This is a genomic window from Stenotrophomonas sp. BIGb0135, from assembly GCF_024810105.1.
Classification (GTDB): domain Bacteria; phylum Pseudomonadota; class Gammaproteobacteria; order Xanthomonadales; family Xanthomonadaceae; genus Stenotrophomonas; species Stenotrophomonas maltophilia_AB.
The window spans coordinates 158561-184205 of the sequence record NZ_JANUDX010000005.1; the positions used below are offsets into that span (position 1 = coordinate 158561).

The following is a 25645-nucleotide window of genomic DNA, read 5'->3' on the forward strand; positions in this document are numbered from 1 at the left end:
AACTGACTGACCATGAGCGATACCCCTCCCGACCACCTGGCGATCAACCCGACCAGCCCCTTCCATGACGCCGCCGCCCTGGAGCGCGGGGTCGGCATCCGCTTCAACGAGGTCGAGCGCGACAACGTCGAAGAGTATTCGGTCAGCGAGGGCTGGATCCGGGTGCAGGCCGGCAAGGCCCGCGACCGCCGTGGCAACCCGATGACCATCAAGATCAAGGGCACCGTGGTGGCGTATTACCTGGACCAGAAGCCGGACGCCTGATCCAAGGCCCCTGCGTGGCGCCACCCCATGGGTGGCTGCCGCGATGCCGGGCGACTGGCGCGATGCCGGATGCCCGGCGCATGCCCGGCCCGGAACGCAGCCACCCGTGGGGTGGCTGTACGCGGTCCATGCGCGGACGCGGGCGCGATCTCAATCGCGCTGGCGCGTTTCCAGCAGGTCCAGGTTGCGGATCAGCTTGCGCGAGACCTCATCGGAAATCGTGCCGCGCCGGGTCAGCCGGAACAGCTCCTCGCGCTCGGCGGTGAGCCCGGCCCCGCGCAGCTGGCGGTAGCCCTGTTCCATGCGCTGCACCTTCTCCGGGTCCGCATCCGGGCCATCGTCCTTTTCAAGATTGCGCTGGTACAGCAGGCTCACCCGCGAGGCGGCGTCGTTGTACAGCTGCACGTTCTCGGTGGTCTGGTTCTGCACCAGCTGCTGGCGCATGCGCTCCACCCCGGCCAGTGCCGCCTTGGAGGCCAGCCGCCGGGCCAGGTCCTCGGCCTTGCGTTCGCCCGAATCGGCCGGCAATTCCAGCCCCTTGAGCAGGCGCGGCAGGGCCACGCTTGCCCCCACCAGCGAGAACAGGATCACCGCCGCCGCCAGGAAGATCACCAGGTCGCGTGCGGGGAACGCGCTGCCATCGGGCAGGAACAACGGCAGCGTGAGCACGCCGGCCAGGGTGATCGCGCCGCGTACGCCGGCCACCGAGGTGGCCACCACGATCCGCCACGAGGTGCCTTGCCGGACCTCGCCGCGATGGCGTGCGCGCAGCACGCTCCAGCGCAGCGACAGCCACACCCAGGCCAGGCGCAGCAGCACCAGCGCCAGGTTGATCACGACCACGTACACCAGCAGCCACCACGCACTGTGGTGCCCGCTCTCGCTGACGGTGGTGATCGCGCGGTCGACGATGCCCGGCAGCTGTTCGCCGAGCAGCACGAACATGATGCCGTTGAAGCTGAACTGCAGCATCCCCCACACCGCCGCGCGCTGCACGCGCATGCTGCCCGATACGCGGCCGGTCAGTTCGACGTAGCTCATGGTGATGCCGGCGGCCACCGCCGAGAGGATGCCCGAGGCATTGGCTTCTTCGGCCAGCAGGTAGGCCGCGAACGGGATCAGCAGGTTGACCAGCAGCGCCGCGCCCGGCTCTTCGCCGAAGCGCCGCCACAGCCAGCGCTGGAAGGTGGACACGCCCAGGGTGACCGCCACGCCGATCGCCAGGCCGGCCAGGGCTACCCACAGGAAGGTCATCGAAGCGGTGGCCAGCGAGAAACTGCCGGTCATCACGGCCGCCACCGCGAAGCGGAAGCAGACCAGGCCGGAGGCATCGTTCAACAACGACTCGCCCTCCAGGATGTGCATCAACCGCTTGGGGATGGGGGCGCGCGAGGCGATCGAACTCACCGCGACCGGGTCGGTCGGGGAGATGATCGCGGCCAGCGCGAAGGCCACCGCCAGCGGCATCACCGGAATCATCCAGTGGATCAGGAAGCCGGCGCCGATCACGGTGAACACCACCAGCCCGAACGCCAGCTCCAGGATCACGCCCTTGTCGCGGAACAGGCCTTGCTTGGGGATGCGCCACCCATCGAGGAACAGCAGCGGCGGCAGGAACAGCAGGAAGAACATCTCCGGCTCGAGTGCGTGGCCACGGTTGAACACCCCGGCAATCACCGCGCCAAGCCCGATCTGCACCAGCGGCAGCGGCAAGGACAGGGGCAACACCCGGACCAGGTAGCCGCTGGCCACCACGGCCACCAGCATCGCCAGTACGACTTCAATGGTATGCATGCATTTTCCAGTGGCGGCGCGAGGGGAGGCTGCAGGCAGCCGGCGCCGGAAACTGCAAAAAAACTACCACACCCTCCCGCCCACGCGAATGCCGGGAACGCGCCGGATCACGCCGCCGCCAGCAGCTGGCGTGCGCTCCAGGCGTGGAAATCGGCCTGCATCGCCGGGGTCAGCGTGTGATCGGCCGGGTAGCCGTGCAATGCATGCTGCACGCCCAGCGCCTGCAGCCGCGCCGATGCCGCGGTGGCCAGCGCGAACGGCAGCTTGCTGTCCTGTTCGCCATGCAGGATCAATCCCTGCACGCCGTGCGCGGCGATGTCGGCCGGAATGTGCGCGGCGATCTCGGGCAGGATGCGGCCGGAGAGGACCGCAAACCGCTGCGCCACCCGCGGTGCGGTGAGGGCCACGCCGGCACTCATGATGCCGCCCTGGCTGAAACCGGCCACCAGCGTGTGCGCGGCATCCACGCCCTGTTGCGCCTGCAGCCGGCGCACGTAGTCGATCAGCAACTGCCGGCTGGCCTCGGCCTGGCCGGGATCGATCACCGGCCCCTGCGCGCCGAACCGCACGCTGAACCAGCCGAACGCATCCGGCCCGAACGCCAGCGGCGCGCGCGGCAGCGCCACCTGCAGGCGCGGGTCCGGCCCCTGTGCAAGCCCGAGCAGCGAACGCTCGTTGCTGCCCACGCCATGCAACAGCACCACCAGCCCCTGCGCCGGGCCGGTGGCCGGCCGCACCACGGCATGCAGCGCGCTCATGCCGCGGCGCCGTCGAAGCGATAGATGTCCATCGCCAGGAACCCGGCGTCGATGCCCGCGTCGATGCGCTGCGCGCCCAGCGCGTCGCCGCCGGCCGCGCCCATCGCAAAGTGCAGCGGCTGCAGGTGCTCGTCGGTGGGATGGGCCTGCACCGCATGCGGTGAGCGCGCCCGGTAATCCAGCAACGCGGCACTGTCGTCGGCCTGCAGGCGCTGCTCCACCCAGTCGATGAAGGGCCGCACGTAGGGCGCGTCCTTGCCATCCTGGTAGCTGCCCCAGTCGTGCAGGTTGTGGGTGATGCTGCCCGAGCCGACCAGCAGCACGCCCTGCTCGCGCAGCGGCGCCAGCGCACGGCCCAGCGCGAACTGGTGGGCAGGCCCCAGCAGCGGCTGGATGGCCAGCGGCACCACCGGGATGTCGGCCTGCGGGTACAGGAAGCGCAGCGGCACCCACGCGCCGTGGTCCAGGCCACGCCGCGCGTCGATGGCGCTGCGCAGCCCGGCAGCGTCCAGGCGCGCGGCGATGTCAGCGGCCAGGGCCGGCTCACCCGGCGCCGGGTACTGCAGGTCGAACAGCGCCTGCGGGAAACCGCCGAAGTCGTGGATGGTGGGCGGCCGCGGGTGGCCACCCACGGCCGGCTGGTGGGTGAGCCAGTGCGCCGACGCCATCACGATGGCGCGCGGGCGCGGCAACTGCGCCGCCAGCGCCGCCAGGCGTTCACCGACCAGGCCCGGGTTGAGCGCGGTCATCGGCGATCCATGGGAGATGTACAACGAAGGCAGACGGGACATCACAGGCTCCAGGAGGGGGCATCGAAAAGGCGGCGCTCAGCGCGAGGCAAGCGTCCACTTGCCATCGCCGATACAGAACAGCACCAGCAGCGCGAGCGCCCAGAACGCGGGGTATTCCCAACCGCCGCCGGCATTGGCGAAGCTGAAGCCATGGGCGCCGTGCACGCTGACGATGGTGCCCAGCAACAACGGCACGCCCACCAGACCGACCCAGCGCGCGTAGATGCCGAGCAGCAGGGCCGCGGCCAGGCTCAGTTCCAGCGCGATGGTCAGGTAACCAAGCGCAGCGGGCAGGCCCAGCGACTGGAAATAGGCCGCCGTGCCGGCCGGGGTGAATACCAGCAGCTTGGTCAGGCCGTGGACCAGGAACAGCGTGCCCAGGCCCCAACGCAGCAGGGTCGGACCGAACGCGGCAAGCGCGGGCGCAGGGACGGGGGTCGTTTGCATGGAACACCTCGCGGACTAGGATGGGATCAGCTTATTGCGCGCTGCCGTGGCGATAAATACGATCACCCGACGCTGTTTATTACCGGATTCGAAATAATGGACACTCTCGAGGCGATGCGGGTTTTCGTGGCCGTGGTCGAGCGCAACGGCTTCAGCGCCGCCGCGCAGGCCCTGGACATGTCCACGGCGGGGGTGACCCGGCAGATCGCCGCGCTGGAAAAGCGCCTGTCCACGCGCCTGCTCAACCGCACCACGCGTCGGGTCAGCCCGACCAGTACCGGCGCGGCCTATTACGCGCAGTGCGTGCAGTTGCTGGCCCAGTTCGATGCGCTGGAGGCCAGCATCGGCGCCCAGGCCCTGGAGCCCTCCGGCGTGCTGCGAGTCAATGCGCCGGTCAGCTACGGCATCGCCCGGCTTGGCCCGCTGCTGGCCGGCTACCGGGCGCGCTACCCGCAGGTGACGCTGGAGGTGTCGCTGTCCGACCGGCTGGTGGACATGGTGGAGGAAGGTTACGACGTGGCCATCCGGATCACCCGCCAGCCCAACCCCGCCCTGATCGCACGCAAGCTGGCCGACACCCACATCACCCTGTGCGCCGCGCCGGCCTACCTGGACCTGCACGGCCGGCCGCAGCGCCCGGAAGACCTGGCCGCGCACGAATGCCTGGGCTACAGCTACTGGGGTGGCGGCGACGGCTGGCCGCTGCGCGGTCCGGGCGGCGAGGTCACGGTGGCCGTGCACGGCGGCCTGCGCGCCAACAACGGCGACGTACTGCGCGAAGCGGCACTGGCTGGCATGGGCATCATCCTGCAGCCGGATTTCCTGGTCGGCGACGCGCTGGCCGAGGGCCGGCTGGAACGCCTGCTGCCGGACTGGGACGTGGCCCCGATCGGCATCTTCGCCGTCTACACCAGCCGCAGCCACCTGGCGCCGAAGGTGCGCAGCTTCATCGACTACCTGGTGGACGCGCTGGGCTGACGGCGGCCGCCGGCGACGGGCCTCAGGTGGCGTCGGCGGTTTCCAGCCGCGCGATCACCTTCGCCAGCGGCGCGGGCCGCCCCAGCAGGTAGCCCTGCACCTGGTCGCAGCCGTGCGCGGCCAGCCACTGGTGCTGGCCCGGCGTTTCCACGCCTTCGGCGATCACGGTCAGGCCCATGCTGTGGCCCAACGACAGCAGGGCGCGGCAGATCGAGGCATTGCGCGGGTTGGTTTCCACGTCGGCCACGAAGCAGCGATCGATCTTCAGGATGTCCAGCGGCAGGTGCTGCAGGTAGGACATGTTCGAGTAGCCGGTGCCGAAATCATCCAGCGAAATGCACACGCCCTGCTCGTGCAGGCGCTGCATGGTCTGCTTGGCCTGGGCCGGCTTGCGCATCAGGCTGCTCTCGGTGAGCTCCACGTGCAGCGCGCCGCGTTCCAGCCCGAATTCCTGGCTGGCACGGGCGAACTCGGCCACCAGGTCGCTGTTGAAGAACTGCACGGCCGACACGTTGACCGCGATCGGCAGCGCCCAGCCGGCATCGGCCAGTTGCCGCTGCGCCTGCGCCGCCGCCCGGATCACCCAGCGGCCCAGCGCCAGGATCAGCCCGGTGTCCTCGCACAACTGGATGAACTCGCCCGGCGGAATGAAGCTGCCATCGGCCTGCGGCCAGCGCAGCAAGGCCTCCAGCGCCGCCGGCGTGCCATCGCTGGCATGGCAGATCGGCTGGAAGTACAGCTCGAATTCGCTGTCGATCGCACTGTGGATGCGCCCGGCCAGGCGCAGCCGCTCGGCCAGGCGCGAGGTGACCGTGTTGTCGAACCAGGCGATCACGCTGCCTTCGTCGCGCGCGGCATGCGCGGCCTGCGCGGCCATGCCGATCACCTGTTCGGCCGGCACGTTGTCGCCATCGAACTTCACCGCCACGCCGATCCTCGGCTCGAACTGGTGCAGCCAGTCCTGCCCGCGCACCGGCTCGGACACGGTCTGCACCAGCGTATCCAGCGCGGTCTGGCGCTCGTGGTCGTCGCGGATGGCGAAGATGAAATCCTCCGCCGGCTGGAACGCGAGCAGGCCATAGCGCGTGCCGAGCCCGCCCAGGCGCTTGGCCATCGCCTGCAGCACCACCTCGCCCACTTCACGGCCGAGCGTATCGGCCACCAGCTGCAGCCCGCGGAACTGCACGTAGGCGATGGTGTAACTGCCGCCCTCCTCGTCCAGCTGCGCGGCCAGCGCGCGCGTGTTGAGCAGGCCGGTGGCCGGGTTGTGGGTGGCGTGGTAGGCCAGGTCGCGCTCGTAGGCGAGCCGGTCGCTGATGTCCTCGGCCAGCACCAGGCAGGCCTGGCGCCCGTCGAAATCCAGCCGTGACAGGTGCGCGCGCACTTCGAACAGGGTGCCGTCCTTGCGCCGGTGCATGCGCACCTGCGCATCCTGCGGATCGCCCAGCGTGGCCCGCGAGATCGCCCCGCGGATCTCGTCCCAGCCTTCGCGCGGGCGGATGTCGAGGATGCTCATCGAGAGGAACTCATCGCGGCTGTAGCCGTACTGCTGCACCGCGGCCTCGTTGACCTCCATGAAGCGCAGCGTGTCCGGGTCGAACACCCAGAACGGCGCCGGGTTGCGGTCGAACAGCAGGCGGAACTGGCGCTCGGCCTGCTGCACCCGGGCCAGGGCCTGGACGCGCTCGCTGACGTCGGTGAGCGCGCCGATCATGCGCCGCTGGCGGTCCACCACCGCTACCCGCTGGCCGCGTGCCGAGACCCAGCGCACCGCACCGCCGGGAAGGACCACGCGGAACATTTCATCCAGCACGCCGTTGCCGGCGAAGGCATTGTCGAAGGCCAGCTGCATGCGCTCGGCATCCTCGCGATGCACCCGGGCGAAGAACGCGGCCACCGGCAGGCTTTCGATGTCGATGCCGAAGATCTCGCGCGCCAGGGACGACCAGCGCAGCAGCGAGGCATCCTCGTCCACGTACCAGGTGCAGACCTTGCCCACCTGGTGGGCCATCAGCAGTTCGGCGTGGTGGGTGCGCAGCTCCTCGGTCAGCGCATCCTGGCTGCGGGTGGCGCGGCGCAGGCTGACGTACACCAGCGCGAACACGCCCCAGTACAGCAGGTACAGCACGACGGAGGCGTGCAGGTAGGGCCACCACGGCGCCAGCACGTCTTCGCGGCCCAGCCCGGCATACACCGCGATCGGATACTGGCCCAGCGTGGTCAGGGTGGAAATGCGCTCGACGTTGTCGATGGTGCTGGTTTCGATGCCCAGCGGGGTCACCGCGTCGCGGCGCAGCATGTCGCGCCTGCCGAGGTGGAAGCGTTGGCCGGTGAGCCCGACGGTGTCCGGGCTGCGCGCCAGCACATACCCCTGCGAATCGGTGATCGAGATGACCCCGTGCTGCCCGGTGTCCAGGCCGCCGATGATCGACTGCAGTTCGCTGGTATGCAGCCGGCTCAGCAGCCAGCGGTCATCGCCCATGCGCAGCGCCAGCGGCAGCACCCAGCGCTGCGCGTTGCGCTGCTGCGGCGGCCCCAGGTACAGCCGGCTCTCGATGCCGCGGTTGGCATCGACCGCCCACAGCGGCAGGTAAAGATCGCCGCTGCCACTGGTCAGTGCGCGCCCGTACTGGTCCACCACCACGATGCTGTCCAGCTCGGCATGGCGCTGCAGCACGCCGCTGATCGCGTCGTCGAGCAGGTCCGGGGCCTGGCCGGGGACGCGCTCGAACAGCAGCGCGCCGTCCTCGGCAATGCCCAGCATGGCCCGTTCCAGGTTGCGCAGCTCCAGCCGCAACAGGCGCTGCGAGCCGGCGGCCAGCGCCGAGCTCTGGCGCTGCGCGGCTTCCTGGCGGCGCTGGTAATCGCTGGCCAGCATCATCGCCAGGCCGATCGCCAGCAGTACGCCCAGGCTGGCGCCCAGCCACACGAGCGTACGCAGCGGCCGCGCCAATGCGTGCTTCAACGCGGGCATCGACGACCTCTCCCGCTGCAATGGGCTGACTTCATGCGTAAACGCTTCCTGGTTTCCCCAAACCTGAGCGGCCGAAGCCTGGGATTCTTGATGTCCTGGCGGCAACAAACATACGGTTGGCCGGCCGGGGCGGAATCCTGTGCGGCCAGCATGCACCAGCGCGCGCGGCACGGGAAGGGCCGGCGTTGCCGGATCGGGCGGTTGCGGGCCTGGCCCGCGGTGGCGGGGGTAACAAGCCCGGCGGGGAGGATTAGACTTGGGGTTTTCCCGTTGCCTGAGAAGTCCATGTCCAAGCTGCGCCGCCCCACCCTGATGCTTGCCATTGCCGCCAGCCTGTCGCTGGGCCTGAGCGCCTGCGACCGCGAGCCGGCCGCCCCGGCGGCGACCACCCCGGACAAGGCCGCCGCCGCCCCGGCCGCGCCCAAGCCGCAGCTGGGCAGCTTCGGCTTCGATGCCGCCGGGATGGACCGCAGCGTCGCCGCCGGTGACGACTTCTTCGGCTTCGCCAACGGCACCTGGGTGAAGAACACCGAGATTCCGGCCGACCGTTCCAGCTATGGCAGCTTCAACGTCATTTCCGAGAAGACCCTGGCCGATACGCGCGCCATCCTGGAAGGCGCCGCGGCCGATACCAAGGCTACCGGCGAGGCCAAGCTGATCGGCGATTACTACGCCGCCTTCATGGACGAGGCCGGGATCGAGTCGCGCGGCGTGGCGGCGGTCAAGCCGGAGCTGGACGCGATCGGCGGTATTGCCGACAAGGCCGCGCTGGCGACCACCCTGGGCGGCACCCTGCGCGCCGACGTGGATCTGCTGAATGCGACCAACTTCTACACCGACCGCCTGTTCGGGGTGTGGGTGTCGGTGGACCTGCTGCAGCCGGACCGCAACGCGCCGTACCTGGTGCAGGGCGGCCTGGGCCTGCCGGACCGTGACTTCTACCTGCAGGGCGGGCGCATGGCCGAGCTGCGCAAGCAGTACCAGGCCTACATCGCGCAGGTGCTGCAGCTGGCCGGGGTGGCCGATCCGGCGGCCAAGGCGCAGCGCATCCTGGCCCTGGAGACCAAGATCGCGCAGGCGCATGCCACCCAGGAAGAAACCAACGATGTGGCCAAGGGCGCCAACGCGTGGAAGCAGGCCGACCTGAGCGCGAAGGCGCCGGGCATGGACTGGGCCGCCTTCCTGGCCGGGGCCAAGCTGGGCGAGCAGCAGGACTTCATCGTGTGGCAGCCCAAGGCGGTGGCCGGGATCTCGCGCCTGGTGGCGACCGAGCCGCTGGAAGTGTGGAAGGACTACCTGGCCTTCCACGCGCTGGACCGCGCTGCGCCGTACCTGCCCAAGGCGTTCGCCGACGCGCGCTTCGCCTTCCACGGCACCACCCTCAACGGCACGCCGCAGCAGAGCGAGCGCTGGAAGCGTGCGGTGGATGACAGCAACCACGCGGTGGGCGAGGCGATCGGCAAGCTGTACGTGGAGCGCCACTTCGACCCGGCCACCAAGGCCCGCGCCGATGAGATGGCCAAGAACATCATCGCCGCCTTCGCCAAGCGCATCGATGCGCTGGACTGGATGTCGCCGCAGACCAAGGCGCATGCCAAGGCCAAGGTCGCCGGGCTGACGGTGGGCATGGGCTACCCGGACAAGTGGCGCGACTACACGGGCCTTGAGATCAAGCGCGACGATGCGCTGGGCAACGCGGCGCGCGCCGAGCAGTTCGAGTACCAGCGCAACATCGCCAAGCTCGGCCAGCCGGTGGACCACAGCGAGTGGGCGATGCTGCCGCAGACGATCAACGCGATGAACGTGCCGCTGGAGAACCGCCTGGTGTTCCCGGCCGCGATCCTGCAGCCGCCGTTCTTCGATGGTGCGGCCGACGATGCGGTCAACTACGGTGCGATCGGTGCGGTGATCGGCCATGAGATCAGCCATGGGTTCGATAATGCCGGTGCGCTGTTCGATGAGACGGGCAAGCTGCACAACTGGTGGACGGCGGACGATCTGAAGAAGTTCAACGCCGCCGGCGATGCGCTGGCCGCGCAGTTCAGCAGCTACCAGCCGTTCCCGGGGGTGTCGGTGAATGGGCGGCTGACGCTGGGTGAGAACATCGCCGACGTGGCGGGCCTGGCGACGGCCTACGATGCCTACCAGTTGTCGCTGCAGGGCAAGCCGGGGCAGACGCTGGAGGGCTTCACGCCGGACCAGCGCTTCTTCCTGGGCTTCGCGCAGGCGTGGCGCAGCAAGGCGCGCGAGCAGGCGCTGCGCAATTCGCTGCTGACCAACGTGCATGCGCCGGGCCAGTTCCGCGCGCTGACAGTTCGCAACCTGGACGCGTGGTACCCGGCGTTCGAGGTGAAGGAAGGCCAGAAGCTGTATCTGGCGCCGGACAAGCGGGTCAAGGTGTGGTGAGGGGTTTTATCGCGTTGCGATGAGATGCAGAAAAACGGGCGCTTCGGCGCTCGTTTTTTTTGCTGCTGCGGGTTTCTGCAGTGAAGCGCAGAAGCCACAGCGACACCAACAGCAACAGCGGCGAGTGCCGGGCTTTGCTGGCTGGGGCGGGTACGGGTGGGAGTGCGGGACACGCCGTGGACCCATCCCTGGGGGCTCGACATGCGCCATCCATGGCGCATGACGGTCCCGCACTCCCACCCGTACCCACCCTTTGACAGTGTGCCGGTGCGCAACGAAACAGCCGATGCGTTATCACCACGCAGCCCTGCATTGGACTGTGAGTCTCAAACTGCGCCTCTCCACTTCTTCGCGTTGTGCTTCTTCGCTATGTGTTCTTCATGCGACTGACGCCCAGCCCAGCGCCTGGGCCGGGCCGCGGAGCGGGATTTTCGGCGTGCCCCGCGAGCCCCCCGCCCTGCCCCTGGTGGGCAGGGCAGAAGGCTTTTATGCATCACCCCCACTCGCCCAACACGCTCACCGGCACGCCCATCCGCGTGCACGCGCGCGTGGCCAGGCCGTCGCGCAGTGCGCGCCGGAACAACGGCGCCATCGCGCGCAGCACGTGGGCGGATGTGCGTGCCTGCGCGCGTTGCAGGGGCGTGCGCTCGAGCATCGCCGCGGCCCAGTCCGGGACCAGGGCTGCCCCCGCCCCCAGGAACAGCTCGCGCGACAACCCCGCCATCGGCACCGGCAGGCGGATGCCCGACAACACCCCCAACACCTCGCGCGAGCGCGCATCGAAGCTCAACTGCGGCAGCTGCCGGGCAAAGTAGGCGTCCACCTCCGCTTCGGTGGCCGGCACCTCCGTGGCGCCCAGCGCCTCGGCCACCCGCTTGTACTCGCCGTAGTACTGGTCCGCGACCGCCACCGGGACGTCGCGGCAATAGCGCCGGCAGCCCTGCAGGAAGCCATAGGCCTCGGTGACATGCACCCACGTCAGCAGTGCCGGATCATTGGCCGCGTACACGCGCCCATCGGGCAATTGACCGCGTACCCGCGCATGAATACGCCTGACCTTGGCCACCAGTGCCTCCACTTCGCCGGTCGGCGCATAGCTGGTGCCGGCCACGAATGCCGTGGTCCGGCGCAGCCGCCCGACCAGGTCCTCGCGGAAGTTGGAATGGTCGTACACCCCGGCCAGTGCCAGCGGATGCAGGGTCTGCAGCATCAACGCACACAGGCCACCGGCCAGCATCCCCGGAAACTCCGAGTGCACCCGCCAGGTTGCGCTGTGCGGGCCGAACCAGCCGGGATCGCCCAGCGGCTGGTCGTAATCGATACCACTCTGGCCACGCGGGAAGGCGCCCAGGACCCAGCGCCGGATCGGCGCGGTGATCGGGCGGGAAAGACGGTGCAGCAACGGCGGCCTCACAGGGGGTCCAATCGGTGGGAAACGACCGCAGCCTGCGCGGTCGGCCACGATTCTGGCCGATCCCGGGGTCGCCAGCGAGCCTGCGTGCTCAGCGCCGGTTTCATGTGCGGCCGCAGCATGTTTTTTCCTGCGACATCTTGTCGCAGGCCGCAGGCGCAATGACGCGCTGCAGCACCGCCCGCCCATTCAGAAAACCGGGCGCGGCGGCTTCGCACCGCCCCCATTGCACGGCCCGCTGGAAGTGCTAGAACTGAATCCGCCTCAAGTTCGTCCAATGCGCTGTCGCACGTTCCAGAAGGAGCACGTCATGATCGCTTTGTTCAAGGGTTTGGGTTTGCTGTTGCAGGACAACGAGCTCTACGGGAGTCCGTTCGAAAAACAGGTCGCGCATTGGCGTAACAAGAGCGAGCAGCAGATCCGCGAGGAAGTGGATGTGCTGGCCAAGGCCAAGGGCCAATGGCTGATGGCCTCGATCGTGGGCTGGCAGGCGTCGTCCCTGCTGATCCTCGGGCTGATCAGCAACTACCTCTGGAAAGACGACTTCCATATCACCTTCACCCGCGTGGTCATCGTGTTCGGCTCGTGGATCTCGATCCTGTTCGTGATCTGGTTCATGGCCAACATGTTCGACCATACCGCCGGCTTCGAGCGCTGGATGAAGGCCTTCAACAGCCGTGCCCGGATCACCTCCGACGCTGACAGCGTGGAGTGCGTCGCCGAGGCGCTGGACATGGCCCAGCATTACCCCGAAGTGCTCGACTACAAGCAGGCCGTCACCGCCCGTCGCGAGCTGCGCCATGAGGACATCCGCATCATGCGCGAGATCGGCCGCATGAAGCAGCACTCCGAACTGGTCGGCCAGCTCAACCACGTCGGCGATCAGGACAGCCGCGGCGACCTGCACCTGCAACCAGCCTTCTGACCATCCCGGAAAGCGGGGGGAGCCACAATGCCACCGTGATCACTCACGGTGGCATTGTTCTTTGGGCTGCTCGCTCACGCATTGGCCGAAGCCCTTGGGCAGGTCCGGCACCCGTTCGGTCTTGCCCACCGCTACCGACAGGCGCCGTACGGGCGGCTGTGCGCAGGCCGCATCGGCCTTGCAGCCCGGTGCCAGCACCAGGTAGTGGCACTGGCCGCTGCTGCTGGCGATGCAGCCGAACTGCGCCACCCCGTCCACCACCGTGGAGGTGCTGTACAGCGTGTCCACGCCATTGGCGCGCACGCGGGTGACCGAGGTATTGCTGGACTGCTCGCAACCGGCCAGGGCCAGCAGCATGACGCACAGGATCGGGAGGTGGCGCATGGTCGCTCCAACGTTGCGATGGACGGGGAATCACATACCGCGGAACAGGCTCATGAACGGCTGGCTGACGCTCAGCACCTCGGCACGGTGCTTGAGCTTGAGCTGGCCGCGTCCGCTGTCGTCGCGGCTGACGGCGGCCACCGCCTTCATGTTGACGATGGTGGAACGGTGCACCTGGCGGAAGCGCTGCGGGTCGAGCACCTCCAGCAGTTCGCGCAGGGGCGTGCGCAGCAGGCTTTCGCCCTGCTCGGTCACCACCGTGGTGTACTTGCTGTCGGCGCGGAAGTACAGCACGTCCTCCAGCATGATCAGCTGGGTGTCGCGGCCGTTGCTGGCGGTGATCCAGGCCAGCGGGGGCGTGCCCGTGGCCGCTGCGCCGCCCTGGCCGAGGCGCTGCAGCAGCTGTTCGAGCATGGCGCTGTCCGGCCGGCCCTGCTGCAGGCGCGCCAGGATCCGCTCACGGGTGGCCAGCAGGCGCTCGTCGCTGACCGGCTTGAGCAGGTAGTCCATCGCGCCCTGCTCGAACGCATCGATCGCGTACTGGTCGTAGGCGGTGACGAACACCACCTGGGTGCGTGGGCTGATCTCCGGCAGCGCGCGGGCCACGTCGATGCCGGTGATGCCGGGCATGCGGATGTCCAGGAAGGCCAGGTCCGGTTTCAGTTCGGCCAGCTTTTCCAGCGCGCAGGCGCCGTCTTCACACTCGGCCACCAGGCGCAGTTCCGGCCACAGCCGCTGCAACTGGGCGACCAGCGACTGGCGCAGCAGGTCTTCGTCTTCGGCGATCAGGGCATCAAGCTGCATGGATGGCCTCGCGCGCATCGCGCGGCAGGGTGATGGTGGCGGCCACGCCGCTGGGGAAGTTGGACACGATGGCCACGCCGGCGCGCTCGCCGCAGGTCAGGCGCAGGCGCTCGCGCAGGTTCTTCAGGCCGATGCCGGTACCACTGCTGCCGCCCTGGCCGAAGCCAAGGCCGTCGTCGGCCACGGTGAGGGTGACATGGTCATCGAAGGCGCGCGCGATGATCCACACCGTGCCGCCACCGGGCTTGGGTTCCAGCCCGTGCTTGATCGCATTCTCCACCAGGGTCTGCAGGGCCATCGACGGCAGTGGCAGCCCGAGCAGCGCCGGCGGCACGTCCACCTGCAGCGCCAGCCGCGCCCCCATGCGGATCTTCAGGATTTCCAGGTAGGCCTGGGTGCGTTCCAGTTCCACGCCCAGGGTGGACATCGACTCGTCGACACTGGGCAGCGAGCTGCGCAGGTACTGGATGAGGTGGCCCAGCATCTGGTCGGCACGCGGCGGGTCGGTGCGGGTCAGCACCTGTGCGTTGGCCAGGGTGTTGTAGAGGAAGTGCGGTTCCACCTGGGCGTGCAGCAGGTTGAGCTTGGCTACCGAGAGTTCTTTTTCGGTCGCGGTCTGTTCGGCGGCGGCCTGCTCGTCGCGGCGCTGCTCGGACACACGGCGGGTGATCGCGCGGGTGACCGCTTCGGCGTTTTCATGGTTGCTGCCCTCGTCCACCGCCAGCAGGTCGGCCCAGACCCCGGCGTCCGGCTCGAACAGCAGGGTGACACTGCTGGTGCCCTGCCCCGGGGTCACCGTGGCCAGCACGCTGTTGCGGCGGATCGCCAGCCGTGCCGGCAGGTTCCAGCGCGATGGCGGGCGGCCGTTGTAGGGGTCCACGCGGCGCACGCAGGCCCGCACCTGCAGGCTGCCGGCGGCGCTTTCGATGTTTTCCACGCGGGGCAGTTCGGCGATGGCTTTTTCCACCAGCGCAAACGCCGGGCCGGCGTCCATCGGCAGTTCGATCTGGCGACGCTGGCGGCTGGACAGGGTGGTGCCGTCCAGGCGACCGGCAATCAACCAGACCCGGCGGATATGGGTGATGCAGCTGCCGATCGCGGTGACCACCAGGAACATCGCCAGCAGCCCGAAGACCCAACCGGGGCCGTCGTCCATGCCGCTGAAGATGCCACTCCAGACGAAGCCGGCCACGACGATGGCGGCGGCCCAGGCCAACAGGATGCGGAGAATCAGAGCGAGGCTGGCGAACACGGCGGCGTCTTCACATAGGGAGTGAGGCGAGCATAGCCCTGCCACCAGCGGGAACAAGCGGCATGCGACGAAGGCGGGGAATGCGGGGATGAAGCCGGCCAGCGGCCGGCCGCAGCCGTGTCGATGGCTGCGGCTGGGCACCCGCCCCGCGCCGGGGGGGCCGCGCGCCCCGCCGGCGGTACCGGCGGGGCAGTGGGTCAGTTGCGCTCGGCGGCGCTGGCATCGCGCGGGGCGCGGAACTGGGAATCATTGCTCCAGTTCGGCCAGGCCCGCGCGTTGGCCAACTGGTTGCCCAGCGTGTACAGCACTTCCAGGTCGCGCGAGGCACCGGCGAAGGTCCAGTCCGGCTGCCACTGGTCGCCCTGCTGGTGGTAGCGCTTGGCGGTGTAGTCATCCGAGGCGGCCTTGCCCGCGGCCACGCCGCCGTCCACCCAGTCCTGCCCGGCCGAGTACGACACCGCCGGCACGCCGCGCTTGGCGAACGGGAAGTGGTCCGAGCGGAAGAACAGGCCGGCTTCCGGCTTCGGGTCCGGGGTGTAGCGGATGTCCCAGCCCTTGGCCACGTCCTTGAGCTGGTCCAGCAGTTCCAGCTTGGCCGACCCGTAGATGCCGAAGTCGCGCGACGGGCCGAACGGCGCCATGCCGTCCATGTTGATCACCGCCACGGTCTTGCTCAGCGGGTACAGCGGATGGCTGGCGTAGTACTCCGAGCCGAGCAGGCCCTTTTCCTCGGCGGTGACCGCCAGGAACAGCACCGACCGCTCCGGGCGCTTGCCCTTGGCAAAGCCGCGGGCCAGTTCGACCAGCGAGGCGGTGCCGCTGGCGTTGTCCAGCGCGCCGTTGAAGATGGTGTCGCCGGTGGCGTCGGGCTTGCCCACGCCGATGTGGTCCCAGTGCGCGCTGTACACCACGGTCTCGTCCGGATGCCGGCTGCCTTCCAGGCGCGCGGCCACGTTGTGCGAGGTGATCACCTCGGTCTTGACCGCGTATTTGGCCGAGAAGGTCTCGCCCTTGAGCTCGACCGGCTTGAAATCGCGGCGCTGGGCCTGCGCCTTGAGCGCCTCGAAATCCAGCCCCGCGCGCTTGAACAGGTCCACCGCCAGGTCACGCTGGATCCAGCCTTCCAGCAGCGGGTGGGCCTCGGCGGGCTTGTCGCGGACCACATCGAACATGGTGTTGGTGTTGGAACCGGCCACCGTGGCCCAGCCGTAGGAGGCCGGGGCGGTCTCGTGCACGATCAGCACGCCGAGCGCGCCCTGGCGCGCGCCTTCTTCGTACTTGTAGGTCCAGCGCCCGTAATAGGTCATGCCCTTGCCGTCGAAGTCGCCCTGGCCGCTCTCGAAGTCGGGGTCGTTGATCAGCACGACGGCGATCTTGCCCTTCAGGTCCACGCCCTTGAAGTCGTCCCAGTCGCGCTCGCCGGCCTTGACGCCATAGCCGAGGAACACCAGCGGCGCGTTCCTGATGTCCACCTCGCTGGCACCGTTCATCGCGGCACGCACGGCGATTTCCTTGCCCTGGCTCAGCGCCTGCGGCGTGCCCTTGCTGGTCAGCGACAGGCTCGGCGTGCCGACGATATCGCCCTTGAGCAGCGGCACGGCCTGGGTCCACAGGCGCTTGCCGTCCTTGAGGTCGCCGCCCGGCTGCAGGCCCGCCGCGGCGAACTGCCGGCTCAGGAAGGCGATGGTCTTTTCTTCGCCGGCGGTGGCCGGCGAGCGCCCCTCGTAGGCGTCGGAGGCCAGCTCCTTGACGTCGGCGGAGATCCGCGCGCCATCGAATTTGGGGGTGGCGGCCATCAAGGCCGACGACACCGACAACGCCAACAGGCTGATTACCACACGCTTCACGCTGCACCTCATGACTGACCGACAATCGTACGAGTGTAGGCCAGCGCCGTCGCCCGGTGCAGTGCCCCTCTACACGGCCGCCGCGCGCGCCAGCAGCAGGGCCTTCTCGCGGCCGTTGGCGGTCAGCGCGGCGGCACGTTCGAATGCGGCCCGTGCCTGCTCGGGCCGCCCCAATTGGGCCAACAGGTCGCCCTGCACCGCCGCCAGTGGCGCGTAGTCGCGCAGGCGGGCATCGGCACCCAACTGCTCGACCAGCGGCCAGGCCGCCGCTGCGCCCTGCGCCCGCGACACCGCGACGGCGCGGTTGAGCTCGACCACCGGCGACGGCTGCCGTTCGGCAAGCCGCGCGTACAACGTCGCCATCCGCGTCCAGTCGGTGTCCTCGCTGCGGCGCGCACGCGCGTGGCACTCGGCGATGGCGGCCTGCAGCACGTAGGGATCATCGCCTCCCCCCAGCGCCACCGCCTGCTGCAGTGCCGCCTGGCCGCGCGCGATCTGCAGCCAGTCCCACCGCGCGCGGTCCTGGTCGGGTAACAGGATCGGGGCACCGCCGGCATCGGTGCGCGCGGCAAGCCGCGAGGCCTGCAGTTCCATCAGCGCCAGCAGGCCCTGTACCTGTGGCCAGGTCGACAGGCGATGGGCCAGCACGCGGCCCAGCCGCAATGCCTCGTCGCATAACGCCGGGCGCATCCAGTCATCGCCGGCACTGGCCGCGTAGCCCTCGTTGAAGATCAGGTAGACCACCTCCAGCACCGAGGCCAGCCGCTCCGGCAGGGCGGCCTGGCGCGGCACGTCAAACGGCACGTTCTTCTGCGCCAGCGTGCGCTTGGCGCGCACGATGCGCTGGGCGATGGTGGGTTCCGGGGCCAGGAAGGCGCGCGCGATCTCGTCGGTGGTCAGCCCGCCAAGCAGGCGCAGGGTGAGTGCCACGCGCGCATCGGCCGCCAGCACCGGGTGGCAGGCCACGAACATCAGCCGCAGCAGGTCATCGCCGATGTCGTCTTCCAGCACTGCGCTGTCGTCCGGCGCGGGCAGCGGCAGCGGTTCCAGCGCACTGCCGTGCAGCGCATGCTGGCCGGCCACGCGCTGGTGCTGGCGCAGCACGTCGATGGCACGGTTGCGCGCGGTGGTCATCAGCCACGCTCCGGGGTTGTCCGGGATGCCGTGCGCGGGCCAACGCTCCAGCGCGGCCAGCCAGGTGTCCTGGGCCAGTTCTTCGGCACGTCCTACATCGCCGCGCAGCATCCGCGCCAGGCGTGCGATCAGGGCCGGCGATTCCATCCGCCAGAGCGTGTCCAATCGTTGCGAAAGCGCGGTGTCCATGCGCGGATCAGAGCATCGGCGGCGGCCTGGCACAAGCCCGCCGCCATCGCCCCCGTCGGCCTTATCCCGGCTCGCCATCCATGTGCGCGATTTCCCACAGGTGGCCATCCAGGTCCTGGAAGCCGCGCTGGTACATGAACCCATAGTCGCGCGCCGGCATCGGTTCGCTCGCCCCGGCCGTGAGCGCCGCGTCCACCAGCGCGTCGACCGCGTTACGACTCTCCGCCGACAGGCAGGTGATCACCTCGGTGCTGCTGCGTGCATCGCTGATCGGCTTGGGCGTGAACCCGCTGAAGAAGGGCTCCACCAGCAGCATGACGAAGATGCTGTCGCTGATGATCATGCAGGCCGCATTCTCATTGGTGAAGGTGGGGTTGAAGGCGTAACCCAGCGCCGCGAAGAAGGCCTTGGAGGCCTCCAGGTCGCGCACGGGAAGGTTGACGAAGATCATCTGCAGCGGTGCGGTCATGGTGTCGTTCCTTGGCGGGGCTCAGGGCTGTTTCATGCAGTTGACCATCCACGGCTTGCCGTAACGGTCGATCAGGAAGCCCCAGCGATGCGCCCAGAACGTCTCGCCGATCGGCATCTTGACCTCGCCGCCGTCGGCCAAGGCCTTGAACACGCGCTCGGCCTCTTCCACCGTGTCCACATCGATGTTGATGGTGGTGCTGTTCTCGCCACCGCTGGACGGGCCATCGGCGGCCATCAGGATCGCGCCGCCCACCTCCAGCTGGCTGTGGGCCACGTGGTCGAGCGTCTCCGGCGGCATCTCGCCGCAGCCCTCGGCGCCCTCCATGGGCGGCATGTCGCGGTACTTCATCTCCGAGGTGACCTCGCCGCCGAGCACCTGCGCGTAGAAGGCCATCGCCTCGTGGGTCTTGCCGTTGAAGCCAAGGAACGGAATCAGTTTCATGGGTGTGCTCCAGGGAGAAATGGGTCAGTCGGCGGCGCCGATCTGCTCGCGCAGACGCTGTTCCTGCGCCTGTAGTTCCGGGGTGAAGGCGGCGCCGAAATCCTCGGGACTGAGGATCGGGCGCAGTTCGACCACATCGCCGGGGGCGAACGGGGCGCGCTTGAGCCATTCGGTGGCCTCGTCCAGCGACCGCACCTGCCAGAGCCAGAATCCGCAGACCAGCTCGCGGGTCTCGGCGAACGGGCCGTCGATCACCCGTGGCGGCTCGCTGCCGAAGGCCACGCGACGGGCGCGCGAGGTCGGGTGCAGGCCCTCGCCCGCCAGCATGATCCCGGCCTGCACCAGCTGTTCGTTGTAGGCGCCCATGGCGCGGATTTCCTGCTCGGTCGGCATCAGGCCGGCCTCGGTTTCCTCGGTCGCCTTGACCAGGACCATCACTTTCATCGTTGTCTCCTGCCGGACAGGCCCGGGACCCGGGCCCTTCATGGAGTACAACGTTGCACCGGCCCCGAAATCGACACACCGGCGCAAAAAATATTCCGGCGATGCGGTGGGCGCGCCGGGCCGACAGCCTGAACGGGCAGGTCCTGTCGCGCTGCAACACCGTCGCTGCGGCGCCTGGGGCATGATGATGGCCCCGTCCCCGGAGCGTTCGGCCATGCAATTCCTGCTGCTGATCTACATCGATGAAGGCCTGCTGCAGGCCCTGCCCGCCGAGGAATACGACCGCCTGATGCGCGACTGCCTGCAGCACGCCGACGCACTGCAGGCGGATGGCACGCTGGTGTTGGCCCAGCAACTGGCGCCCGTGGCCAGTGCACGTACACTGCGCACCCGCCAGGGCCAGGCCCGGGTCACCGACGGCCCGTTCGCCGAAACCCACGAACTGCTGGCCGGCTTCAACCTGATCAACGCGCGCGACCATGCGCAGGCGCTCGCCATCGCCCGGCAGTTCCCGTGGTCGCGCTTCGGCAGCATCGAAGTGCGTCCCCTTGCCGACATGCAGGCCGAGCGCGCGCGCGTCGGCCTGGAGCGCACGCTTACGGCAACAACGTGATCTTCAGCTCGCGCGCGCCCACGCCTTCGTTGCCGCTGTAGTCGCGCACACTGGCGCGGATCACGTAGTCCCCCGCCGGCAGGGCATCCGGCTGCCAGCGACCGGTCTCCACCACGCCATCGCGCACGGTGTTGCTGACCAGGTAGCGGAAGCGGGTGACCGCGCTGCCGTGCACGGTGATGCCGCTGTCCGGCGCATAGGCCACCACGGTGGCGCTGTTTTCCGGCGGCATGCGGTTGAACACGATGTTGAAGCGCGGCTGCTCGTAGCCCGGCAGCGGCTGGCCCTGCGCGTCGAGGATCTGGTAGCCCACCTGGTAGGCGCCCAGGCGTCGGCGCGGCAGGTTGCGGTCTACCTGGTCCCACGCTTCCACCACGATCTGCACGCCCGGCCCCTGGCGCGGCACCGGCACGCGTCCGCCGGTGGCGGCCGTGATCGGCTGGTCCAGGTCGTCCAGCAGTTCCACCGCGGTGATGCGCGGGGCGAAGCGGTCGGCATAGCCGGTGAAGCCCAGCGCCACGGCATTGCGTTCGAAGCCACTGGCACCCACGCTCAGGTGCACGTGCGCCATGCGGTTGATGCTGCCCAGCGGTTCGCCCACGCGGAAGCGGGTGCCGCGACGGACGCGGATGCGTTCCAGCTTGCCATCCAGGTCCAGCAGTGGCTGCCAGCGCGTGTCGAAGGGCTGCCCGCGTGGGTCGCGCCCGACCTGCATGTGGATGTACTTCAGCCGCCCCAGCGCCAGGCCCTCGCCCTGCCCGCCCACCGCCCAGCTCGCCGCCGCGCTGTCGACCTTGCCATCGGCGATGGCCAGCACGCGCTGGCCGACATCACCGCGGATGTCGAAGCCGCCGTGCAGGTGGTGGCGGCTCTCGCCGCTGAAGTTGCCGCGCACCTCGCCCAGCGTGCCCACCACTTCATGCCAACCGTCCTGCGGTGCCAGTGGCCAACGGCCTGCGGTGGCCGGCAGGGGCGCGTCCGGCGCCGGGCCGGTCACCGCCGGTGCGGGCGCACTGCCATCGGCGGCGGCACGCAGCCGGTGGATGCGGTAGGCCGCCGCGTCCGCCAGGTACAGCCCGCCCTGCGCGTCCAGGGCCACCCCGCTGGGGCGGGCAAAGCGCGGCTGCGGGGCTACCCCGGCCAGTGCGACCTGGTGGCCCTGCGGGGACACCTGCACCACCTTGCCGTTGATGTCGCCCACGTACAGCACGTCATCGTGGGTGACCGCCACCGAGAGCGGCCCGCTGAGCACCCCACCGCCGACCACCTGGGTGCGCAGCGTGCCATCGGGGGACAGGCGCCGGATCGCATCGTTGTACAGGTCGGCGATCAGCAGGTTGCCGTGCGCGTCCAGCGCCAGCGCCACCGGCGTGTCCAGACGTGTTTCCGCGCCGATGCCGTCCACGTTGCCCGGCGCGTCGCCACCGGCCAGCGTACGCACGTTGCCATCCGGTTCGATCACGCGGATACGGTCGTTGTAGGTGTCGGCCACGTACACGCGGCCGGTCGCATCGACGGCCACGCCCATCGGCCCGTCGAAGCGCGCCTGCAGGGCCGCGCCGTCGGCGAACCCCGGCTGGCCATCACCGGCCACGGTGGTCACGTTGCCGTCGGTGCCGATCCGGCGGATTCGATGGTTGCCGGTATCGGCCACGTAGACGTTGCCCGCCGCATCCAGGGCGATACCCGAGGGCGTGTTGAACTGTGCCTGCAATGCAGGGCCATCGCGCCAGCCTTCGCCGGTGCCGGCCAGCGTGTCCACGCGCCCGTCCGGATGCAGCCGGCGGATACGGTTGTTGTCGCCCGCGTCGGCAATGTAGGCAACCCCGTTGCCATCCAGGGCCAGGGCATAGGGGTCGGCGAAGCGTGCCTGCGCGCCGGCGCCGTCGCGCAGGCCATCCACGCCGTCGCCGGCCGCGGTCTCGATATGCGCCTGCCAGCCCAGTGGGGTCGGTGCCGGGCCGCGTGCCACCGGCGCCTGCACGGCCGTGGGAAGGAAGGTCCACGCCAGCCCTGCCGCAGTGACCACCACCACCGCCACCACCATCCACTGCCAACGTTTCATTGCGTTCCTTGCATGCATCCGGGCCACGACCTTAAACGTTGCCCGTACGCGTGCAAACCCCTTGCGCTTGTGTCACCCCGGTGTTCCGGGTTCAATCGTCGTTCTCTCCACGGAAGGATGATCCATGCCAAGCCTGCGCCATCGCCTCACCGGCTGTTTGCTGCTGGCGCTGTCTGCTGCCCCGGCGCTGGCCGGCCCCGACAGCCCTGCGGCACCCACCGGCACCCTGCGGGAAGACGCGGCGGCGGCGGCCATCGTGGACAGCATCACCCTGGCCGAACGCGGTGACAGCGTCGGTGCGCTGCTCGGCTTCGAACGCGCCTTCGCCGATCCCGATACCGCGCTGCTGTCCGAGCCACTGCGCCTGGACGGCCTGATCACCGCCGGGCGTACCGCCTTCAACGCACGCCAGGCGGCGCAGGCCCGCGCGTACCTGGACGCGGCGCTGCAGCAGGCGCCGGACGACCCGCGCGCCCTCTACGTGCTGGGCCGCCTCCTGCTGTGGCAGGAAGACATGCTGGAAGGCACCCGATTGATCACCCGCGCACTGCGTGCGTCCGATGCCATGCTGGGCGACGTCGACATCCAGATGGCGCATGCGCTGGTCGACGCGCTGCAGGACCAGCCCGATGCACGGCGCGAGCTGCTGCAGGTATTGTTCGACCGCGACTGGAAGGACGAGGGCATCGAGCCGACGTCGCTGTGGCTGCAGTTGGCCGTGCTGCAGGCCGACGCCGGCCAGCGCGAGCGCCTGGCCGCGACCGTGGCGCGCATCGATACGCCGATGGAGGTGGTCGCCCTGCGCACCGACAAGCGTTTCGACGCCGTGGTCGACCGCCGCGACCCACGCTTCGATCCGCTGCACTCCGCCCGCCGCTACACCGATGCCTTGCGGGTGGAAGGACTGCTGCGGCCCGAGCGCAGTGACCGCGTCGCCGACTTCACCGACACCCTGCTGCTGATCGGCGAGCACGAACAGGTGCTGTCCACCAGCGAGACGCTGTACACGCGCCTGTCCGCGCCGAACGCACCGCGCAGCTTCGTCGGCGCCGATTACGCGGCCTGGGTGCTGAGCCATCGCGCGACGGCCGAACACCGCCTGGGCCGCGATGACGCCGCGGAGGCCACGCTGCTGCTGGCCGCGAGCCTTGGCGAGGCGGAGGCCCCCGGCAACCCGCTGCTGCAGCTCTACCTGGCCAGCTGGTACCTGGCACGGGAGCAGCCCGAGCGCGCATTGGAGGCGATCGCCGGCCTGGACCCTGCGCCGATGTTCGGCGAGTACATGCGCCAGTGGATCCGCTTCAGTGCCTACCGCACCCTGGGCGATGCCGACCGCTCGGCGCAGGCGCGCGCCTGGCTGCAGGCCAACCAGGGCGAAGGCCGCGCCGCTTACGTGGACGTGCTGCTCACTGAAGACCGCATCGACGATGCAGCGCGGCAGTTGATCGCCGACCTGCAGACCACGGCGCACCGCCAGGACGCCCTGCTGCTGATGCAGGACTTCCGCATGCTGGCACCGATGGCCGGCGACGTGGCCAACGACAGACGCTGGCAACAGCTGCTGCGGCGCGCGGACGTGCTGGCCGCGGCACGGGCCGTCGGCCGCATCGAAACCCAGCCGATCTACAGTCGCAGCGCCTGGCGGTGAGGCGTAGCGGCGCGGCTTGTGCGCGCCGTGCTTCCGGGGTTCAATCGGGCCACCGCCATGGAGGCAAGGATGCAACGATGACCCGAGGTGCCGGCCTTACCCTCGCCCTTCTGCTTGCGCTGCACGCCGCACCCGGCGTGCACGCCGCGCCGCATGCCCCGGCCCCGGCCAGCGCCGCACGGCCACTGGTGCCGGTACCGGCCGACCTGGCCGCCGCACTGGATGCCGCGGCCGAACAGGGCCAACAGGGCGATGCGCGCGGTGCGGGCGAAGCGTTCGACCGGTTGCTGCAGGATCCACGCCTGACCCTGCTCGATGACACGCAACGCAGCGCGGTGTGGATGGCGGCGGCCTGGACGGCCGGCACGCTGGAGCAGTGGACCCTGGCCAGGCAGCGCGTGCAGGAAGCGCTGCGGCTGGACCCGTCCAACAGCCTGGCGCGCTACTTCCTCGGCTCGCTGCAGATCGATGCGGGCGAACTCGACCAGGGCGCGGACAGCATCATCCGGGCGGTCCAGACCGAACCGGGCACGCCCACCCTGCGCACGCCGCTCGCATGGGCGCTGGCCGCGCACCTGCGTGACCAGCCTGCGCGCCTGCGCCCCTTCCTGCAGGCGCTGTTCGACAAGGGCTGGACGTCCGATGGCGTGGAACCGGACGACCTGTGGCTGAGCCTGGCCACCCTGCAGGCCGACGCCGGCGAGGCCGAGGCGCTGGCCACTACGCTGTCCCGCATCGACGGCCCCCGTGAGTTGATCGCGTTGCGCAGCGACAAGCGCTTCGATCCGTACCTGAAGCGCGATGATCCGCGCCTGGACCCGGTCCGCGCCGTGCATGCGCGCATCGCGTCGTTGTCCGACACCCTCCGGCGCACCCCGCAGTTCAACGACCTCACCACCGAGTTCGGCCGGCTGCTGCTGGTCGCCGGGCGGGAGGAGGAGGTGCTGACCCTGACCGAACCGCTGCTCGCCATCGCTGCAGGGCCCGAGGCGCTGCCGGCGGAGCAGCGCCGCAGCGTGGCCTGGCTGCTGGACCAGCGCGCCACCGCGCTGCGCCGGCGTGGCGAGCATGCGCAGGCCGTCGCGTCCCTGCGGCTGGCCGTGCGCGCGGCCGATCCGACCGGCGATACCGTCAGCCAACGGTTGAACCTGGGCGTGTTGCTGGCCGGCCTGGAGCAGCCCGAGCCGGCGCTCGCCGAGGTCAGCGGGCTCGGCGATGTCAGCGCGTATGGCGAAAGCACCCGCGCACTGGTCGAGCTGGTCAGCGCGCTGCAACTGCGTGACGCGGCCAGGGCCAATCGCGCGCGCACGGCCCTGGCCGCGGTGCGTGCGCAGGCGCCGCAGAACCCGCTGGAAGGTCTGCTGGCCGACGACCGCATGGACGACGCGGCGACCGCGCTGATGGCGATGCTGGCCTCGCCGCGGACGCGCGTCGATGCGCTGCTGTCACTGCAGGACATGCGCACCGTGCCGGCGTTGCCAGGCGATGCCGCGCGCACCGCGCGCTGGCGCCAGCTCAAGCAGCGCCCCGACGTGCAGGCCGCGGTGCGGCAGGTCGGGCGCATCGACCGCTATGCGTTGTACGGCGACGACGACACGCGCTGA

At 69.6% G+C, this 25645-nt stretch carries 22 protein-coding genes; 7 read left to right on the forward strand and 15 right to left on the reverse strand.

Annotated elements, in window-relative coordinates; all coding sequences use genetic code 11:
• Positions 1 to 12 precede the first annotated feature (12 nt).
• The gene (locus M2421_RS12755) at positions 13 to 264 is read left to right on the forward strand and encodes a DUF3297 family protein (RefSeq protein ID WP_259207218.1); all 252 of its coding nucleotides are present in this window, start codon (positions 13 to 15) and stop codon (positions 262 to 264) included.
• 150 nt (positions 265 to 414) lie between these two features.
• On the opposite strand, the gene M2421_RS12760 is transcribed toward M2421_RS12755, so the two are convergent.
• The 4 genes from M2421_RS12760 to M2421_RS12775 form a co-directional block, all read right to left on the reverse strand.
• Positions 415 to 2058, reverse strand: a complete 1644-nt coding sequence (locus M2421_RS12760) for a Na+/H+ antiporter (protein ID WP_259207221.1) — start codon at positions 2056 to 2058, stop codon at positions 415 to 417.
• A gap of 107 nt (positions 2059 to 2165) precedes the next feature.
• Positions 2166 to 2816, reverse strand: a complete 651-nt coding sequence (locus M2421_RS12765) for a dienelactone hydrolase family protein (protein ID WP_259207222.1) — start codon at positions 2814 to 2816, stop codon at positions 2166 to 2168.
• Complete coding sequence (locus tag M2421_RS12770) at positions 2813 to 3607, reverse strand: class III extradiol ring-cleavage dioxygenase (RefSeq protein ID WP_259207224.1); 795 nt, start codon at positions 3605 to 3607, stop codon at positions 2813 to 2815. Before M2421_RS12770 ends, M2421_RS12765 begins: the two co-directional genes overlap by 4 nt.
• Positions 3608 to 3643: 36 nt before the next feature.
• Positions 3644 to 4054: a DoxX family protein gene (locus tag M2421_RS12775; protein WP_259207227.1), complete on the reverse strand. Its 411-nt coding sequence runs from the start codon at positions 4052 to 4054 to the stop codon at positions 3644 to 3646.
• Between the two features lie 96 nt (positions 4055 to 4150).
• On the opposite strand from M2421_RS12775, the gene M2421_RS12780 reads away from it, so the two are divergent.
• Positions 4151 to 5032, forward strand: a complete 882-nt coding sequence (locus M2421_RS12780; RefSeq protein WP_259207229.1) for a LysR family transcriptional regulator — start codon at positions 4151 to 4153, stop codon at positions 5030 to 5032.
• A 22-nt stretch (positions 5033 to 5054) separates the two neighbouring features.
• On the opposite strand, the gene M2421_RS12785 is transcribed toward M2421_RS12780, so the two are convergent.
• On the reverse strand, positions 5055 to 8006 hold the full coding sequence (locus tag M2421_RS12785; RefSeq protein WP_259207231.1) for an EAL domain-containing protein: 2952 nt from the start codon (positions 8004 to 8006) through the stop codon (positions 5055 to 5057).
• A 285-nt stretch (positions 8007 to 8291) separates the two neighbouring features.
• Here M2421_RS12785 and M2421_RS12790 point away from each other — a divergent pair, with 285 nt between their 5' ends.
• Positions 8292 to 10412 (forward strand): M13 family metallopeptidase, encoded by a 2121-nt coding sequence (locus M2421_RS12790; RefSeq protein ID WP_259207232.1) that lies wholly within the window; start codon positions 8292 to 8294, stop codon positions 10410 to 10412.
• 493 nt (positions 10413 to 10905) lie between these two features.
• Here M2421_RS12790 and M2421_RS12795 read toward each other — a convergent pair whose 3' ends face one another.
• Positions 10906 to 11826 carry an oxygenase MpaB family protein gene (locus tag M2421_RS12795; RefSeq protein WP_259207233.1) on the reverse strand — a complete coding sequence of 307 codons (921 nt, stop codon included), beginning with the start codon at positions 11824 to 11826 and terminating at the stop codon, positions 10906 to 10908.
• Positions 11827 to 12133: 307 nt separating this feature from the next.
• Between M2421_RS12795 and M2421_RS12800 the strand changes: the two genes are divergently transcribed.
• Positions 12134 to 12748, forward strand: a complete 615-nt coding sequence (locus M2421_RS12800) for a hypothetical protein (protein ID WP_259207234.1) — start codon at positions 12134 to 12136, stop codon at positions 12746 to 12748.
• Between the two features lie 39 nt (positions 12749 to 12787).
• Here the strand turns inward: M2421_RS12800 and M2421_RS12805 are convergent, their stop codons facing one another.
• From M2421_RS12805 to M2421_RS12840, 8 genes are all read right to left on the reverse strand, one after another.
• On the reverse strand, positions 12788 to 13132 hold the full coding sequence (locus M2421_RS12805; RefSeq protein WP_259207235.1) for a hypothetical protein: 345 nt from the start codon (positions 13130 to 13132) through the stop codon (positions 12788 to 12790).
• A 30-nt stretch (positions 13133 to 13162) separates the two neighbouring features.
• Complete coding sequence (locus tag M2421_RS12810; RefSeq protein ID WP_259207236.1) at positions 13163 to 13936, reverse strand: LytTR family DNA-binding domain-containing protein; 774 nt, start codon at positions 13934 to 13936, stop codon at positions 13163 to 13165.
• Positions 13926 to 15188: a histidine kinase gene (locus tag M2421_RS12815; RefSeq protein ID WP_259207237.1), complete on the reverse strand. Its 1263-nt coding sequence runs from the start codon at positions 15186 to 15188 to the stop codon at positions 13926 to 13928. Before M2421_RS12815 ends, M2421_RS12810 begins: the two co-directional genes overlap by 11 nt.
• A gap of 197 nt (positions 15189 to 15385) precedes the next feature.
• Positions 15386 to 17035 (reverse strand): M28 family metallopeptidase, encoded by a 1650-nt coding sequence (locus M2421_RS12820; protein ID WP_259207239.1) that lies wholly within the window; start codon positions 17033 to 17035, stop codon positions 15386 to 15388.
• 69 nt (positions 17036 to 17104) lie between these two features.
• A complete protein-coding gene (locus M2421_RS12825) occupies positions 17105 to 18358 on the reverse strand; it encodes a sigma-70 family RNA polymerase sigma factor (protein WP_259207241.1) in 1254 nt (417 codons plus the stop codon).
• A 61-nt stretch (positions 18359 to 18419) separates the two neighbouring features.
• Entirely contained in the window at positions 18420 to 18827 is a 408-nt protein-coding gene (locus tag M2421_RS12830) for a VOC family protein (RefSeq protein ID WP_259207243.1), read from the reverse strand.
• 21 nt (positions 18828 to 18848) lie between these two features.
• Positions 18849 to 19271, reverse strand: coding sequence for a VOC family protein (locus M2421_RS12835; RefSeq protein ID WP_259207245.1), 423 nt, complete (start codon positions 19269 to 19271; stop codon positions 18849 to 18851).
• A gap of 24 nt (positions 19272 to 19295) precedes the next feature.
• Complete coding sequence (locus M2421_RS12840; protein WP_259207246.1) at positions 19296 to 19715, reverse strand: YciI family protein; 420 nt, start codon at positions 19713 to 19715, stop codon at positions 19296 to 19298.
• A 214-nt stretch (positions 19716 to 19929) separates the two neighbouring features.
• On the opposite strand from M2421_RS12840, the gene M2421_RS12845 reads away from it, so the two are divergent.
• Positions 19930 to 20328, forward strand: a complete 399-nt coding sequence (locus M2421_RS12845) for a YciI family protein (protein ID WP_259207248.1) — start codon at positions 19930 to 19932, stop codon at positions 20326 to 20328.
• On the opposite strand, the gene M2421_RS12850 is transcribed toward M2421_RS12845, so the two are convergent.
• On the reverse strand, positions 20312 to 22393 hold the full coding sequence (locus tag M2421_RS12850) for an NHL repeat-containing protein (protein WP_259207250.1): 2082 nt from the start codon (positions 22391 to 22393) through the stop codon (positions 20312 to 20314). The genes M2421_RS12845 and M2421_RS12850 overlap by 17 nt on opposite strands.
• Before the next feature lie 124 nt (positions 22394 to 22517).
• Between M2421_RS12850 and M2421_RS12855 the strand changes: the two genes are divergently transcribed.
• Positions 22518 to 24041: a hypothetical protein gene (locus M2421_RS12855; protein ID WP_259207251.1), complete on the forward strand. Its 1524-nt coding sequence runs from the start codon at positions 22518 to 22520 to the stop codon at positions 24039 to 24041.
• Positions 24042 to 24118: 77 nt separating this feature from the next.
• Entirely contained in the window at positions 24119 to 25645 is a 1527-nt protein-coding gene (locus M2421_RS12860) for a hypothetical protein (protein ID WP_259207253.1), read from the forward strand.